Genomic DNA, 15,645 nt, shown 5'->3' on the forward strand with positions numbered 1-15,645 from the left:
CCACACTAGGCCGACTCTAGTGTGGAAATTCAATTAGTTACCGTTACTCGCTTTTTTTATTTAACCCTAAACGGGCTTTAATATCAGCTAATGCTGATTGCCCTTTCTGCATACGCTCCTGCGCACTAACCACTTTACGCTCCTGCTCCCATTGCAAATCATCTTGAGGTAATTCAAGAAGAAAACGGCTTAATTCAGGGCGGATTAATTCACCATATTGGCGGCGCTCACGGCAATGAGAAAAAAACAGCTCTCTTTGTGCCCGCGTAATTCCCACATAGGCTAAACGGCGTTCTTCATCAATATTGTTTTCATCAATACTACTTTGGTGTGGCAATAGCCCCTCTTCCATACCAACCAAAAAAACATAAGGGAATTCAAGACCTTTAGAGGCATGCAACGTCATGAGTTGAACTTGGTCTGATTCTTCATCATCCTCACCACGCTCCATCATATCGCGCAGCGTAAAGCGGGTAACCACTTGGCTCAATGTCATTGGGTCATTGAGCTCATCACCTTCCACCATTTCACTCATCCATGTGAACAATTGGTTGACGTTTTTCATTCGCATTTCAGCCGCTTTAGTACTGGTCGACGTTTCATATAACCAGCTTTCATAATCCATTTCGCGCAGCAAATCACGCACCGCAATTAAAGGTTCACGTTCCGACGTTCGAACAATACTGTCCATCCAATGAGTGAAACGCTGTAATGCTTCTAATCCTTTGCCTTTTAAGCTTTGTTCAAGCCCTAGATCAAAACTGGCTTGATACAAGCTTTTGCCCCGCTGGTTTGCCCATTCCCCCAATTTTTGGATAGTTTTGGGGCCAATCTCTCGACGTGGAGTATTGACGATACGTAAAAAAGCACTGTCATCTTCAGGGTTCGTCAATACTCGCAAATAAGCTAATAAGTCTTTGATTTCAGGGCGAGAGAAAAACGAAGTCCCCCCCGAAATACGATACGGAATGCGGTTTTGCATCAACATTTTTTCAAAAATACGCGATTGATGGTTACCGCGATACAAAATGGCGTAATCTTTATATTCCGTCTTATTAATAAAGTGGTGTGCAATAAGCTCCCCAATCACTCTTTCGGCTTCGTGATCTTCATTATTTGCGGTAAGAACCCGAATTGGCGCACCATACCCCAGCTCTGAAAATAGTTTTTTTTCAAATACATGAGGGTTATTGGCAATTAAAATATTCGCAGCCTTTAAAATTCGTTCGGATGAACGGTAATTTTGCTCAAGCTTAATAACATTTAACTTAGGGAAGTCCTGATTCAATAAAACTAAATTTTGCGGCCTTGCTCCACGCCATGAATAGATTGACTGGTCGTCATCACCCACAACCGTAAACCTTGCCCGCTGCCCCACAAGCAATTTAACCAACTGATACTGACTCGTATTGGTATCTTGGTACTCATCCACCAGCAAGTAACGAATTTTTTGCTGCCAGCGCTCGCGAACTTCTTCATTCTGATATAACAACATGGTAGGTTTGCTGATTAAATCATCAAAATCCAACACATTGCAACTTTTCAGATGAAGTTCATAGCGACGATAACACTCGGCAAAGTGATGCTCTTTTTCACTCCGTGCTTGGCCTATAACCTGTTGTGGCGAGATAAGATCATTTTTCCAATTTGAGATCGCTGAGATCAATTCCTTGAGTAAGTCTTTATCCTCTTCTAGCAAGTCAAAAGTGAGCTCTTTCAACAATGCCATCTGGTCTTGGTCGTCAAATAGCGAAAAGTTGGCTTTAATACCCAGCGCTTTATATTCACGCTTAATAATTTCCAACCCTAATGTATGGAAGGTGGATATGATCAAACCACGCGCTTCTTTCTTACCCAAGGTTTGTGCCACGCGTTCTTTCATTTCCCGCGCTGCTTTATTGGTGAAAGTCACCGCTGCAATTTGCCTAGGCTGATAACCACATTGGCGAATTAAATGCGCAATTTTATTGGTAATAACACGTGTTTTGCCTGACCCCGCTCCCGCCAATACAAGGCACGGGCCATCGACAAATTCAACTGCCTGCTGTTGGCTTGGGTTTAATCGCATGGCTTCTCTACATCACTCAGTTATTCAAAAAGGAATTCGCTACAGATTGTAGCAGAAACCGAGCCAACTCTTGAGCAACGATCTTCTCTATTTATAAAAAACAAAAAACCACATCATTCATCAGAAAGATGTGGTTTTGTTCTTTTTCTTTTATATCATTAATGCATTTTTCTAAACTATTCGCGTTAGAGGAAGGTAACAGAGTGTAGCCAACGCACCTATCACGCGAAGAGTGACGAAAAATTAGCCGACCGCAATCTTCTTCATATCCGTCATATAACCCCGTAAAGTCTTACCGATCTTCTCAATCGGATGATTACGGATAGCTTCGTTGATATCACGTAACTGCGCGTTATCAGTACCATTATCTGCAACTGGTTTCGCTAAATCCCCTGCTTGTAATTTCGTCATGAAATCCTTCAGCATTGGTACAACTGCGAATGAAAACAGATAGTTACCATATTCTGCAGTATCAGAGATAACCACGTTCATTTCATATAAACGTTTACGAGCAATAGTGTTCGCAATCAGTGGTAATTCATGCAGTGACTCATAGTAAGCCGATTCTTCTAAGATACCCGCTTCTAACATCGTATCGAACGCTAACTCAACGCCTGCTTTAACCATTGCAACTAACAGAACACCGTGGTCGAAGTACTCTTGTTCCGCAATTTTCTCGTTATATTCAGGGTAATTTTCGAATGCCGTTTTGCCTGTCTCTTCACGCCATGTCAGCAAGTTTTTATCATCATTTGCCCAGTCTGCCATCATTGTTGCAGAAAACTCGCCTGAAATGATGTCATCCATATGTTTGTGGAACAATGGCGCCATGATAGTTTTCAGTTGCTCAGATAACGCATAAGCACGCACTTTCGCAGGGTTAGATAAGCGATCCATCATCAGCGTGATGCCGCCTTGTTTCAACGCTTCAGTGATAGTTTCCCAACCAAACTGAATTAATTTACCTGCGTAGCCTGGCTCAACACCGTCTGCGACCATTTTGTCGTAGCTCAGTAATGCACCCGCTTGCAACATACCACACAGAATCGTTTGCTCACCCATCAGGTCAGACTTAACTTCTGCAACAAATGAGGATTCCAGAACACCTGCACGGTGACCGCCAGTCGCTGCCGCCCACGCTTTAGCAATCGCCATACCCTCACCTTTCGGGTCATTTTCTGGGTGTACTGCAATCAGCGTTGGAACACCAAAACCACGCTTGTATTCTTCACGTACTTCAGTACCTGGGCATTTTGGAGCAACCATCACAACAGTAATGTCTTTACGGATTTCTTCGCCAACTTCAACAATGTTGAAGCCATGTGAATAACCCAATGCTGCGCCTTGTTTCATCATAGGCTGAACAGCACGAACAACGGCTGAATGCTGTTTGTCTGGCGTTAAGTTAACAACCAAATCAGCAGTAGGGATCAATTCTTTATAAGTCCCAACTTTGAAACCATTTTCTGTCGCTTTGCGCCATGAAGCACGTTTCTCTGCAATTGCTTCATCACGTAATGCATAAGCAATATCTAAACCTGAGTCACGCATATTCAGGCCTTGGTTCAGCCCTTGTGCTCCACAACCGACGATGACGATTTTTTTACCTTTCAGAAAGCCCGCTTCATCCGCAAATTCTTCGCGCTGCATAAAACGGCACTTACCTAATTGAGCTAACTGCTCACGTAAATTCAATGTGTTAAAATAATTCGCCATTGTCATACTCCATTGTTCTGTTGTGTTCGTTATGTCAGGCAGTCTGCCTGTCGCTCATTTTTGAGCGTTTATGGATTTACTATATGCGATGTTTCGCATTGCTTAAATTGATATATTAACAATACAATGTTGCAATATCTGCAACGTCATTAATTATGTTATTAGAGGGCAAAATGGACATTCGCGATCTCAAGCTTTTTTTGCATTTAGCACAAAGTTGCCACTTCGGGCGCACATCTAAAGCGATGCATGTCAGCCCTTCCACATTGTCTAGACAAATACAACGCCTCGAAGAGCAGCTTGGTCACCCACTATTTGTGCGCGATAACCGCTCAGTCAAATTGACCCAAGCAGGGGAGCATCTTAAGCAATTTGCCCAACAAACATTATTGCAATATCAACAACTGCAACATGCTCTCAACCAGCAAAGCCCATCGCTCAGTGGAGAACTGCACCTTTTCTGTTCTGTTACGGCAGCCTATAGTCATTTACCCGAAGTGTTAGATAAATTCCGTGCGCTGCACCCATTAGTTGAAATTAAGCTCACGACAGGGGACGCAGCTGATGCCGTTGAAAAAGTGGAAACTCATGAGGCTGACCTTGGTATCGCAGGCAAACCCGAGCGCTTACCTGATAACGTCCGTTTTGCAAAAATCGGCGAAATCCCTCTCGTTTTGATTGCTCCATCACTACCCTGTGCAGTACGAAGTATGGTAACAGAGGCTGAACCTGATTGGTCTACCGTCCCCTTCATCCTGCCTGAGCATGGCCCATCACGTAAACGTATCGAACTTTGGTTCCGTCGCCATAATATCAATAACCCCGTCATTTATGCGACGGTATCGGGCCATGAGGCTATTGTGTCAATGGTGGCTTTGGGATGTGGCATTGCCTTGATCCCCAGCGTGGTCGTTGATAACAGCCCAGAGCCCGTACGTAGCCGTATTTCACAGCTCGATAATATTTCAATGGTTGAACCTTTTGAACTCGGCGTTTGCCTATTAAGCAAACGCCTGAGTGAACCATTAATTAAAGCGTTCTGGGAGTTACTCCCGGACAACTCAGTCTAAGGTTCTTTGGTTATCTTGTGGCGCTAAGAAAAAACGGAAAGACGGGTTTCCTGTTTCATCATGATATTCATAACCTAGCGCATCAAGATGCCTATCAAAACGTACTTCCGGCCCAGCCAGTTCAAATGCCGCCAGCACTCGTCCATAATCCGTACCATGGCTGCGATAGTGAAATAACGTAATATTCCAATGAGTCCCAAGAGTCTCTAAGAATCTCAGTAATGCACCTGGAGACTCTGGAAATTCAAAGCTATACAATCTTTCATCTAATGGCTTTGATGGGCGGCCACCAATCATGTAACGCACATGGAGTTTGGCCATTTCATCATCAGATAAATCATCGACTTCATAGCCGTTACTTTTGAGCTCTTGAATAATCTCCGAGCGCTCGCCATCACGGCCACTTAAACGCACCCCAACAAAAATACAAGCACGGTCAGGATCGGCATCCGTATATCGATAGTTAAACTCCGTAATTGCTCGATGACCTAATAACTGGCAAAAGCGTAAAAAACTCCCTTTTTGCTCAGGAATGGTCACTGCCAGCAAAGCTTCTCGTTGTTCACCAATTTCACAGCGCTCAGAAACATAACGTAGCCCGTGGAAATTCATATTCGCACCGGACAAAATATGTGCTAAACGTTCGCCTTTGATGTTGTGCTGCTGTACATATTTTTTCAATCCGGCCAATGCCAAAGCGCCTGAAGGTTCAGCTATCGCACGAACATCTTCAAAAATATCTTTCAGTGCTGCACAAATGGAATCGCTATCAACAGTAATAACATCATCAACATATTGCTGGCACAACCTGAAGGTTTCGTCTCCGATGCGTTTTACTGCTACACCTTCTGCAAATAAGCCAACACGGGGTAAATCAACAGGGTGTCCCGCCTCTAATGCCGCTTTTAAACAAGCAGCATCTTCCGACTCTACTCCAATGATTTTAATTTCAGGCATTAATTGCTTGATAATCACAGCGACGCCCGCAATTAACCCACCGCCACCTACTGGGATAAAAATTCGGTCTAAATGAACATCTTGTTGCAATAGTTCCAGTGCTATCGTAGCTTGGCCTGCAATGACTGAAGGGTGGTCAAAAGGTGGAACGAAGGTGTAACCATCCTCTTCTGCCATTGCAATGGCTTTCGCTTTCGCTTCATCAAAATTGGCACCATGTAAAATAGCTTCGCCACCGAAACTACGTACGGCATCCACTTTGATATCCGCTGTCGCAACTGGCATGACGATTTTTGCTTTCACACCCACACGATTTGCCGATAACGCAACGCCTTGAGCGTGATTCCCAGCAGAAGCGGTCACCACACCTTTGCTTTTTTGCTCTTCAGTTAAACTCGCAATCATGGCGTAAGCACCACGGAGCTTAAAGCTATGTACTGGCTGCCTATCTTCGCGCTTGACTAAAATGGTATTGCCCAAGCGTGAAGATATTTTATCCATCTGTTGAAGAGGCGTTACTTGTGCAGCTTCATAAACCGGCGCACTCAGCGCCGCTTTTAAGTAATCTGCTCCGGTTGGGGCAACCGGTAATGGTTTTGCTGCCGCCACAATTAGCCCCCTAATTTCGACTTGTCACGAACAGCACCTTTGTCTGCGCTCGTCGCCAAAGAAGCGTAAGCACGCAGAGCAAAAGAAACCTCACGCTGACGATTACGCGGAGTATAAGCTTTATCACCTCGAGCCAATTCAGCTTCACGACGTTGATTCAATTCGCTTTCACTAACATCCAGCGCAATCGTTCTTTTTGGAATATCAATATCAATAATATCGCCATCTTGAACTAATGCTAATAAGCCACCACTCGCGGCTTCTGGCGAAATATGGCCGATAGAAAGCCCAGAGCTACCACCTGAAAAGCGGCCATCCGTTATCAATGCACAGCTTTTGCCTAACCCCATTGATTTCAGATATGAGGTTGGATACAGCATTTCTTGCATGCCCGGGCCACCTTTAGGCCCTTCATAGCGAATAACAACCACATCACCTTCAACAACTTTTCCACCGAGGATCGACTCAACGGCATCATCTTGGCTTTCAAACACTTTGGCTGGGCCACGGAATGTTAAGCTACCTTCATCAACCCCTGCTGTTTTAACAATACAGCCATCCTCTGCAATATTTCCAGACAGGACAGCAAGGCCCCCATCCAAACTATACGCATGCTCAATACTACGGATACACCCATTTTCACGGTCAGTATCCAATGACGGCCAACGGCAATTCTGTGAAAAAGCTTTTGTCGTGCGGATCCCGGCAGGGCCTGCGGAAAACATCGATTTGACAGACTCGTCCTTTGTTAACATCACATCATATTGCGCTAGTGTTTCTTGGAAGCTAAGGCCTAAAATATTAGTCACATTTTCTTGCAGCAAACCTGCACGGCTCAGCTCACCTAAAATACCGATAACACCACCAGCACGGTGAACATCTTCCATATGGTATTTTTGCGTACTCGGTGCAACCTTACAGAGGTGTGGAACTTTACGTGATAAGCGGTCGATATCATCCATGGTGAAATCGATCTCTGCTTCCTGAGCGGCTGCCAGTAAGTGCAGGACGGTGTTAGTTGAACCACCCATGGCAATATCCAACGTCATCGCATTTTCAAATGCAGATTTATTGGCGATATTGCGTGGTAACGCACTTTCATCATCTTGTTCGTAATAGCGTTTGGTTAATTCAACAATGCGCTTACCTGCATTGATAAATAACGTTTCGCGATCTGCGTGAGTCGCCAACAATGAGCCATTTCCTGGCTGAGATAACCCAAGCGCCTCAGTTAAGCAGTTCATTGAGTTTGCAGTAAACATTCCTGAGCAAGAACCACACGTTGGGCATGCTGAACGTTCTATTTGCTCGCTATCTGCATCGCTCACATTTGGGTTCGCTCCTTGGATCATGGCATCAACCAAATCGAGCTTGATAATTTGGTCTGAAAGCTTGGTTTTACCCGCTTCCATCGGGCCACCCGAAACAAAAATAACTGGAATATTGAGGCGCAATGACGCCATCAACATGCCTGGGGTGATCTTATCGCAGTTTGAAATACATACCATGGCATCCGCACAGTGTGCATTCACCATATATTCAACCGAGTCTGCAATTAATTCACGAGAAGGTAAGGAATACAGCATTCCGCCATGTCCCATGGCAATCCCATCGTCAACTGCGATTGTATTAAACTCTTTCGCAACACCACCTGCATTTTCAATTTGCTCTGCAACTAATTTGCCTAAATCACGTAGATGTACGTGACCAGGAACAAACTGTGTGAATGAGTTAACAACAGCAATAATGGGCTTTCCAAAATCAGCATCGGTCATGCCTGTTGCACGCCATAATGCACGAGCCCCAGCCATATTACGACCATGAGTTGTTGTTGCTGAACGGTACTTAGGCATATCTTTAACTCCCGTGTTTAAAACAGGCGGGGAACGTCCGCCTGTAACATCTATTTCAATTTAGTTATTAAGGGTTTACTGGATCTAACCAGCCCCATTTATCTTCTGTTGTGCCATCAAATAAGCCAAAGAATGCTTGCTGAATTTTCTTGGTTACTGGGCCACAACGACCAATGCCGACTTGGATACCATCAACGCTACGTACTGGCGTAATTTCGGCAGCTGTGCCTGTCATAAAGACTTCATCAGCAAGATAGAGAGATTCACGTGATAGTGTTTGCTCACGAACTTCAATACCCATATCTTTTGCTAAGGTTAAAATTGCATCACGTGTAATACCCGGTAATGCAGATGATGTGAACGGAGGCGTATACAGGATGCCATCTTTCACCTCAAAAATATTTTCCCCTGCGCCTTCTGAAAGATACCCATGAACATCTAGTGCAATCCCTTCTTGGTAACCATGGCGACGCGCTTCACTACCAACCAGTAATGAAGACAGGTAGTTACCACCTGCTTTTGCCCCTGTAGGAATGGTGTTTGGTGCAACACGATTCCAAGAAGACACCATCGCATCAATGCCTTGGTCTAACGCTTCTTCACCTAAATAAGCACCCCATGGGAACGCAGCTAAAATCACATCGGTGTTATAACCGTCTGGTGGGTTAACACCCATACCAACATCACCAATAAATACTAATGGGCGAATATATGCACTGACTAAGTTATTTTTACGCAGAGTTGCACGACATGCTTCCATTAACTCTTCCACACTGTAGCTGACAGGCATACGGTAAATTTTCGCTGAATCATGCAAACGTTGCATATGCTCACGGTGGCGGAAGACCACGGGACCTTTGTGTGAGTCATAACAACGGACGCCTTCAAACACTGATGTACCATAGTGCAGAGCATGAGACATAACATGAACCTTTGCATCAGCCCATGGCGTCATTTCACCGTTAAACCAAATAAAGTCAGCTTTCTTAGTCATTTGTATATTCCTTACATTGCACTTTGTGTGCGTAATAGTCGTGATTCTTGTTGTCGTACTTCAACTTCTGTAATGTCTGAAAGCTTGGTTAACTGTGCACAAAGCTGGGTTAATGGCCTTTGACTACTTACAGTAAGTTCAATATTAACATTGTCGCCGTCTGTCGATTGCCCCATATTCATGGCATTAATACGAAATCCACGATGGCGAGTGACCCTTAATATACGCTCTAAAACCTCAGGACGGAAACGGGCCAATATCGAGATTTGATGTTGCATCATAATGGTTTCTCCATCATTTTTTCATTACTAGCCCCAGGTGGAACCAACGGCCAGACATTTTCTAATTCATTAATTGATACCTGTAATAAATAGGCACCTTCGCTATTAAGTAATTCATCTAATGCAGAGTTAACTTCCGACTTGTCCGTGATCCGTTGGCCTTTGATACCAAACGCACTGGCTAATGCCACAAAATCAGGGTTATCTGTTAAAATTGTTTCGCTATAGCGCTGTTCAAAAAACAGTTCTTGCCACTGACGGACCATGCCTAATCGTTGGTTATCGATCAAAAGGATTTTTACAGGAAGTTGCTTACGTTTGATGGTTCCCAGCTCTTGGACATTCATCATAAATGAGCCATCCCCAGAGACACAGACAACGGTATCTTCAGGCCTAGCAACCTGTGCACCAATTGCCGCAGGGATACCAAACCCCATGGTTCCAAGCCCGCTTGAAGTTAAGAAGTTTTCAGGCGCATCAACGGTGATATGTTGCGCTGACCACATTTGGTGTTGCCCTACATCAGTGGTAACAACGGTATTTGGCTTCATTTTATCCGACAGCTGTTTCAGTAATAATGGCGCATAAATAGGCTCACCAGGATGGTCATAACGCCAACCGAATTCTTTTTTAAGTTGCTGAACTTCCTGCTGCCAAAGCGCAATTGATTTTTTAAGCATTAATTCAGGCAGTAATACCTTTGCATCACCATGCAGCGCAACATGAGTTTGACGCAATTTATCCAGTTCTACGTGATCTATATCGATATGAATCACTTTGGCGTTCGGTGCAAAAGTATTTAACTTACCTGTTACCCTATCATCAAAACGAGCACCAACAGCGATGAGTAGGTCACAACGTTGTACTGAGATATTGGCTGCCTTAGTGCCATGCATCCCTAACATACCTAAATAGTTTTCATCTAAAGGACTCACAGCACCAAGACCTTTTAATGTTGCAACTGAAGGAATGCCTGTAAACTCAATAAATTCACGCAATTCTGTAACCGCACCAGACATTCCAACACCACCGCCAACATACAACATAGGCTTTTCTGATTGTTCTAATAACATTCTAGCTTGTTGAATTTCAGATAAAGGCGAGGTAACTTCCTGCTCTACTGGCATTAAAAACGGAGACAGCTCAGCTTGTTGTAGCTGAATATCTTTCGGAATATCAATCAGTACAGGGCCAGGACGCCCACTATTTGCGATTGCGAAAGCCTCAGCAAGAATGCGAGGTAAATCTTCGATATCTTCAACTAAAAAGCTATGTTTAGTACAAGCTAAAGACAACCCTAAGACATCGATTTCCTGAAAGGCATCGGTTCCGATAAACTCAGAGGCGACTTGCCCGGTAATCGCGACAACAGGGACGGAGTCTAATAATGCGTCAGCTAATCCCGTGATAACATTTGTTGCACCAGGGCCAGATGTTGCGATACATACCCCTGTTTTTCCTGTTGAACGTGCATAGCCAATCGCAGCGATTACAGCACCTTGCTCATGTCGACACAACAAATGCTCAACTCCACCATCATACAATGCATCATAAACTGGCATTATTGCGCCACCAGGATAACCAAATACGGTATCAACCCCCTGTGCTCGCAATGCTTGAACTAACCATTGTGCTCCGTTCATGCTTTATCTCCTGTCCATCTACTTTATCTATTTGTATTTGTTATGTTTTATTTTGTGTGTTTGCATTAATCAACATTTATGTCAAAAAAAACCCCGCGCCTTTCGGTGCGGGGTTCTCGTAAGATCTGGCTGTTATTTTAGCCTTCGTCGTCCAAGTGCAGCCCCGCACGGTGGGATAATAATCACCACCACGCTAATAATAATTAGGCTAACTGCTTGGATAAATGCGTTCATGTATTTTACTTTTTCAATATTCTTAATTATCTATTATTTAGAGTTATCATTTTAAAATTGTTTTGACAACTTTTATTTAATTTATTTATTTTCAAAACATTAAATCACTTCAAAATCACATACCTATGAGATAATTAGCATTATAAACTACTTAAACACCCATTCATCAGTAATATTCAACAAAATACCCAGCATGATCAGCTATATCATCCATGACAATCATCTAGCGCCATTAAAACTCACACAGAGAAATTAATTATTTTTTCTTACTGATCTCCAAGCTCAGAATAGTCTCCATGCTTTATAACATCCTCACAACCCCAATTATAACAAGACTTCGAAGCTGCTCGCAGTAAATTGAAACAGTCCAGTAACTAAGTAATTAAATTGTCGAGCAGCTTCGCAAACATATTATCTACCCAAGATAAGTAAACTTACTTTCAGCAGAATATTACTCTGTAAATGATATTGGAGGGCTTATGACATTAGCGATTGTTTACACTAGAGCATCAATTGGGTTAGAAGCACCTCTTGTTACTGTTGAAGCACATATTAGTAATGGGCTTCCAGGTTTAACACTTGTTGGGCTACCAGAAACAGCAGTAAAAGAAGCAAGAGATAGAGTTCGAAGCGCTCTACTAAACAGTGGATTTGAATATCCAGCTAAAAAAATGACGGTTAATTTAGCGCCAGCCGATTTACCAAAAGAAAGCGGTCGGTATGACCTCGCAATTGCGATAGCCATACTCGCATCATCAGGCCAACTCCCCCACGAGCCATTAAGACAATATGAATTTTTAGGCGAACTCGCTTTGTCTGGCGATGTTCGTTATGTCAATAGCGCTATTCCTGCAGCTCAATCAGCATTAAAACAACAGCGTTCTTTGATACTGTCAATGGAGAATCAACACCAATTAGGTTTACTCCCAAATAATAGCGTTTATTTCGCGACATCCTTATTAGAGCTTTGTCATTTTTTACATAACAAACATACATTACTTTGTAATCAACAAATTCATCAACCGCCTATCTCAATCAAGCAAGAGAGTGATATTAACGATATTATCGGCCAAGAACATGGGAAACGGGCATTAGAAATTTGTGCTGCTGGTGGGCATAATTTACTTTTACTGGGTCCTCCGGGAACAGGAAAAACTATGTTAGCAAGCCGGCTAATGACTTTACTTCCCCCTTTAACCCCTCAGGAAGCATTAGAAGTGGCTTCATTGCATAGTTTGAGTGAAAACACAAAAGAAGATATGAACTGGCCAATAAGGCCTTTTAGAGCGCCTCATCATAGCGCATCAATTGCGGCTTTAATTGGGGGAGGCTCGCTTCCCAAACCTGGCGAAATTTCACTTGCGCATCATGGTGTGTTATTTTTAGATGAATTACCAGAATTTAGCCGTTCAGTACTTGATTCTTTACGAGAACCATTAGAATCTAGAAAAATTAGCATTTCTCGAGCAAAAGCAAAAGTTTGCTATCCTGCAAGCTTCCAGCTGATCGCAGCCTTAAATCCTAGTCCAACAGGGCACTACCAAGGAGAAATGAGCCGTTCAGTCCCTTCTCGTATCCTACGTTACCTTTCACGCATATCCGGGCCTTTTATTGATCGATTTGACCTCTCAATAGAAATTCCATTGTTGCCTCTCGGCTCATTGAGTAATCAAACAAATCAAGGTGAAACAAGTGAACACGTTAGACAAAGAGTCATCGAAGCTAGAAATAGACAACTTAGGCGAGCTGGAAAAATTAATAGTTTACTAACGCCAAGAGAAACCACACAATTTTGCCTACTAACAACAAAAGATGCGTTATTCTTAGAACATGCATTAAATAAGTTAGGTCTTTCCATCCGAGCCTGGCATAGAATTTTAAGGGTTGCTAGAACAATAGCCGACCTTAATGCCGCAGAAACTATTGAGCGTTCCGATTTATTAGAAGCGCTGGGGTATCGAGCGATGGATAAGTTATTGCTTCATTTGCAAAAACAAGTAAGCTGAGAAGGGTGGACAGACAAGTACTTATTATCTCGTAAAAATAAAGGGACCGGAGTCCCTCTTATCATACGACGACGATATTAATCATCTGTATCAGTGTAGTCTTCCGATGGGTCTATCTGCGGTTTACCGCCAGATAAAGTATGGAAGCGTTTAGGGCGGTTAATACGGCTAGAATATTTTACCCAAACTTTTTCTTCTGGGGTAGCTGGTTCACGTTCACCACGGCATACAGCGACGAAAAGTTTTTCTTCTTCTGTCTGCGGTGCTCGTTTACCTGCATCAAGCTCATTAAAAGCTTGGCCGAGACGTTCTAGCAACTGAGCTTCTTTGATGGTGAAATCACCATGACGAGAAAAGCCACGTGGGTAATGTTTATTATCAAAAAAACGATTAGTCGTGATGAAGCTATCTGCCATCTGACACACTCCTAACTTATTACAGTCAAACTCTATATGGCGCGGAGTATTAGACAGCATTGACAATCTGTAAAACAAAACATTTAAATCATCACGACAAAAATAATTGGAGATGCGTGTGGACAGCGAGTTATTGAGAACTTTTTTAGAGGTTAGTAAAACTAGGCACTTTGGTAGAGCCGCAGAATCACTCTATTTAACGCAATCAGCGGTTAGCTTCCGTATTAGGCAATTAGAAACACAACTAGGTACAAGCCTATTTACGAGACATAGAAATAATATCCGGTTAACCGCTGCCGGTGAAAGGCTTGTTCCATATGCTGAATCACTAATGAATACCTGGTTGCAAGCTAAAAAAGAGATATCTCATGCCTCACAACACACAGAACTTTCTATTGGTGCAACCGCTTCACTTTGGGAAGGCTATCTAACTGACTGGGCAGAAGAACTTTATAATCAACATGATGAACTACGACTCGAAGCTAGAGTTTCAACGCGTCAGTCCCTCGTTAAGCAATTACATTCTAGAGAATTAGATTTATTAATTGCAACTGAGCCACCCAAAATGGATGAGTTTGAAAGCACAATCATCGGTACTATTGACTTACAACTTATGGCTTCCCAAAAAAATATTGCACTCACAAAATATAATTTTATAAAGCTTGAATGGGGGGCTGATTTTCATCCAAAAAATGAACCAGCACTAACTCAAGATGATACACCCGTAATGATCACTACCTCAGCCCATATTACCCGTCAATTACTTCCTGTATCGCTTTCAGCGGCATTTTTGCCTGCACATTGGGCATATCAATACCCAGGCTTAAAAACGCTCTCAGAAACCTCAATAAGCAAACCCTTGTATGCTGTCTGGCTCCAAAAAAATGATCAACAAGCTCTTATCAATCAATTGATTAAGACGCCAATAAAAAATGCGCCTTTAAGTGAATAATCATAGCCACCCTCATAACGGGTGGTTTGGCATATCTTTATACTAGTGAAAGACTCATAACCCTCACCTATAATTGAACGAATATTATTAAAAGCTAATTTTTGTCTGAGTTTTAGCAAAAGGCGAGATAATATTTACATAGCCACTTTGTATGCTCTGAGCTTTATTCTTTAATTCCTATAAACATCTTTTCATACTTAGCTTACGAATATTAACCTAAGCATCAACCTCTGACATGAAGGTCCTATTATTGAATTAATAGTCTGATTTATAAATAGAATTTAATAACCTCATGTTTAATGACGCTAACGCAACTTAATATAATAAAAAAAATGAATAAGTAAATTATATGCCGCTATTAAATAGTCTTAACTAATATTTTCTTTTATATCTCAATAAGTATATCAATCACGAAAAACTCATCGGCATTTATTTTTATAAAACAATAATACAACAATATATTACTTCTTTAGCAAAGTGATTTTTTGAAATTAGTGAAAGTTAATATAGTATGTGGGGGAAAAAAGTGAATTAAAGATTAACTGAGGGGGGGTTAAGAAAATAACTCTATATTTACAATTGTACGGATAAAGAAAAACCCGATTAAGCTAATCGGGTTATCAATAGATACTTCTTTTATTATTACTTAATTGGTAACTGGCAGGGGCGGAGAGACTCGAACTCCCAACACCCGGTTTTGGAGACCGGTGCTCTACCAATTGAACTACGCCCCTAAATTAAGTGGCGGAACGGACGGGACTCGAACCCGCGACCCCCTGCGTGACAGGCAGGTATTCTAACCAACTGAACTACCGCTCCACTTATTCTTTTGCCTTTCGGCTGTTT

At 42.5% G+C, this 15,645-nt stretch carries 12 protein-coding genes and 2 tRNA genes; 3 read left to right on the forward strand and 11 right to left on the reverse strand.

Features of this window, described 5'->3' with window-relative positions; translation table 11 throughout:
• Positions 1 to 43 precede the first annotated feature (43 nt).
• Both rep and ilvC read right to left on the reverse strand, forming a co-directional pair.
• On the reverse strand, positions 44 to 2,068 hold the full coding sequence (gene rep / locus PR800_RS18295) for a DNA helicase Rep (protein ID WP_102139862.1): 2,025 nt from the start codon (positions 2,066 to 2,068) through the stop codon (positions 44 to 46).
• A gap of 243 nt (positions 2,069 to 2,311) precedes the next feature.
• Entirely contained in the window at positions 2,312 to 3,784 is a 1,473-nt protein-coding gene (gene ilvC / locus PR800_RS18300; RefSeq protein ID WP_195697887.1) for a ketol-acid reductoisomerase, read from the reverse strand.
• A gap of 173 nt (positions 3,785 to 3,957) precedes the next feature.
• Here ilvC and ilvY point away from each other — a divergent pair, with 173 nt between their 5' ends.
• Positions 3,958 to 4,854, forward strand: coding sequence for an HTH-type transcriptional activator IlvY (gene ilvY / locus PR800_RS18305; RefSeq protein ID WP_102139860.1), 897 nt, complete (start codon positions 3,958 to 3,960; stop codon positions 4,852 to 4,854).
• Here the strand turns inward: ilvY and ilvA are convergent.
• The 6 genes from ilvA to ilvL all read right to left on the reverse strand — a co-directional run bounded on the left by ilvA (position 4,846) and on the right by ilvL (position 11,425).
• On the reverse strand, positions 4,846 to 6,420 hold the full coding sequence (gene ilvA, locus PR800_RS18310; protein ID WP_102139859.1) for a threonine ammonia-lyase, biosynthetic: 1,575 nt from the start codon (positions 6,418 to 6,420) through the stop codon (positions 4,846 to 4,848). The two genes, ilvY and ilvA, sit on opposite strands and share 9 nt — an antisense overlap.
• Before the next feature lie 2 nt (positions 6,421 to 6,422).
• Positions 6,423 to 8,273 (reverse strand): dihydroxy-acid dehydratase, encoded by a 1,851-nt coding sequence (gene ilvD, locus PR800_RS18315; RefSeq protein WP_239978783.1) that lies wholly within the window; start codon positions 8,271 to 8,273, stop codon positions 6,423 to 6,425.
• 67 nt (positions 8,274 to 8,340) lie between these two features.
• Complete coding sequence (locus tag PR800_RS18320) at positions 8,341 to 9,267, reverse strand: branched-chain amino acid transaminase (RefSeq protein ID WP_102139857.1); 927 nt, start codon at positions 9,265 to 9,267, stop codon at positions 8,341 to 8,343.
• A gap of 11 nt (positions 9,268 to 9,278) precedes the next feature.
• Positions 9,279 to 9,548: an acetolactate synthase 2 small subunit gene (gene ilvM / locus PR800_RS18325; RefSeq protein ID WP_102139856.1), complete on the reverse strand. Its 270-nt coding sequence runs from the start codon at positions 9,546 to 9,548 to the stop codon at positions 9,279 to 9,281.
• Positions 9,545 to 11,191 (reverse strand): acetolactate synthase 2 catalytic subunit, encoded by a 1,647-nt coding sequence (ilvG, locus tag PR800_RS18330; RefSeq protein ID WP_102139855.1) that lies wholly within the window; start codon positions 11,189 to 11,191, stop codon positions 9,545 to 9,547. Before ilvG ends, ilvM begins: the two co-directional genes overlap by 4 nt.
• Positions 11,192 to 11,323: 132 nt before the next feature.
• Positions 11,324 to 11,425, reverse strand: a complete 102-nt coding sequence (gene ilvL / locus PR800_RS18335) for an ilv operon leader peptide (RefSeq protein WP_071524553.1) — start codon at positions 11,423 to 11,425, stop codon at positions 11,324 to 11,326.
• 479 nt (positions 11,426 to 11,904) lie between these two features.
• On the opposite strand from ilvL, the gene PR800_RS18340 reads away from it, so the two are divergent.
• Positions 11,905 to 13,431, forward strand: coding sequence for a YifB family Mg chelatase-like AAA ATPase (locus PR800_RS18340; RefSeq protein ID WP_102139854.1), 1,527 nt, complete (start codon positions 11,905 to 11,907; stop codon positions 13,429 to 13,431).
• Between the two features lie 77 nt (positions 13,432 to 13,508).
• Here PR800_RS18340 and PR800_RS18345 read toward each other — a convergent pair whose 3' ends face one another.
• Positions 13,509 to 13,847 (reverse strand): DUF413 domain-containing protein, encoded by a 339-nt coding sequence (locus PR800_RS18345; protein WP_102139853.1) that lies wholly within the window; start codon positions 13,845 to 13,847, stop codon positions 13,509 to 13,511.
• A gap of 112 nt (positions 13,848 to 13,959) precedes the next feature.
• Between PR800_RS18345 and hdfR the strand changes: the two genes are divergently transcribed.
• Positions 13,960 to 14,799: an HTH-type transcriptional regulator HdfR gene (hdfR, locus tag PR800_RS18350; protein ID WP_166263917.1), complete on the forward strand. Its 840-nt coding sequence runs from the start codon at positions 13,960 to 13,962 to the stop codon at positions 14,797 to 14,799.
• Positions 14,800 to 15,457: 658 nt separating this feature from the next.
• Here the strand turns inward: hdfR and PR800_RS18355 are convergent.
• Positions 15,458 to 15,533 (reverse strand) — tRNA-Trp (locus PR800_RS18355).
• An 8-nt stretch (positions 15,534 to 15,541) separates the two neighbouring features.
• Positions 15,542 to 15,618: transfer RNA gene (locus tag PR800_RS18360), tRNA-Asp, on the reverse strand.
• Between the last annotated feature and the right edge of the window lie 27 nt (positions 15,619 to 15,645).

It is taken from the genome of Providencia sp. PROV205 (genome assembly GCF_028479505.1).
Lineage (GTDB): Bacteria > Pseudomonadota > Gammaproteobacteria > Enterobacterales > Enterobacteriaceae > Providencia > Providencia huaxiensis.

Coding starts and splice junctions, on each gene's coding strand:
- rep (WP_102139862.1), bottom strand. CDS start 2,068: ATGCGATTAAACCCAAGCCAACAGCAGGCAGTTGAATTTGTCGATGGC.
- ilvC (WP_195697887.1), bottom strand. CDS start 3,784: ATGGCGAATTATTTTAACACATTGAATTTACGTGAGCAGTTAGCTCAA.
- ilvY (WP_102139860.1), top strand. CDS start 3,958: ATGGACATTCGCGATCTCAAGCTTTTTTTGCATTTAGCACAAAGTTGC.
- ilvD (WP_239978783.1), bottom strand. CDS start 8,273: ATGCCTAAGTACCGTTCAGCAACAACAACTCATGGTCGTAATATGGCT.
- PR800_RS18320 (WP_102139857.1), bottom strand. CDS start 9,267: ATGACTAAGAAAGCTGACTTTATTTGGTTTAACGGTGAAATGACGCCA.
- ilvM (WP_102139856.1), bottom strand. CDS start 9,548: ATGATGCAACATCAAATCTCGATATTGGCCCGTTTCCGTCCTGAGGTT.
- ilvG (WP_102139855.1), bottom strand. CDS start 11,191: ATGAACGGAGCACAATGGTTAGTTCAAGCATTGCGAGCACAGGGGGTT.
- ilvL (WP_071524553.1), bottom strand. CDS start 11,425: ATGAACGCATTTATCCAAGCAGTTAGCCTAATTATTATTAGCGTGGTG.
- PR800_RS18340 (WP_102139854.1), top strand. CDS start 11,905: ATGACATTAGCGATTGTTTACACTAGAGCATCAATTGGGTTAGAAGCA.
- PR800_RS18345 (WP_102139853.1), bottom strand. CDS start 13,847: ATGGCAGATAGCTTCATCACGACTAATCGTTTTTTTGATAATAAACAT.
- hdfR (WP_166263917.1), top strand. CDS start 13,960: ATGCGTGTGGACAGCGAGTTATTGAGAACTTTTTTAGAGGTTAGTAAA.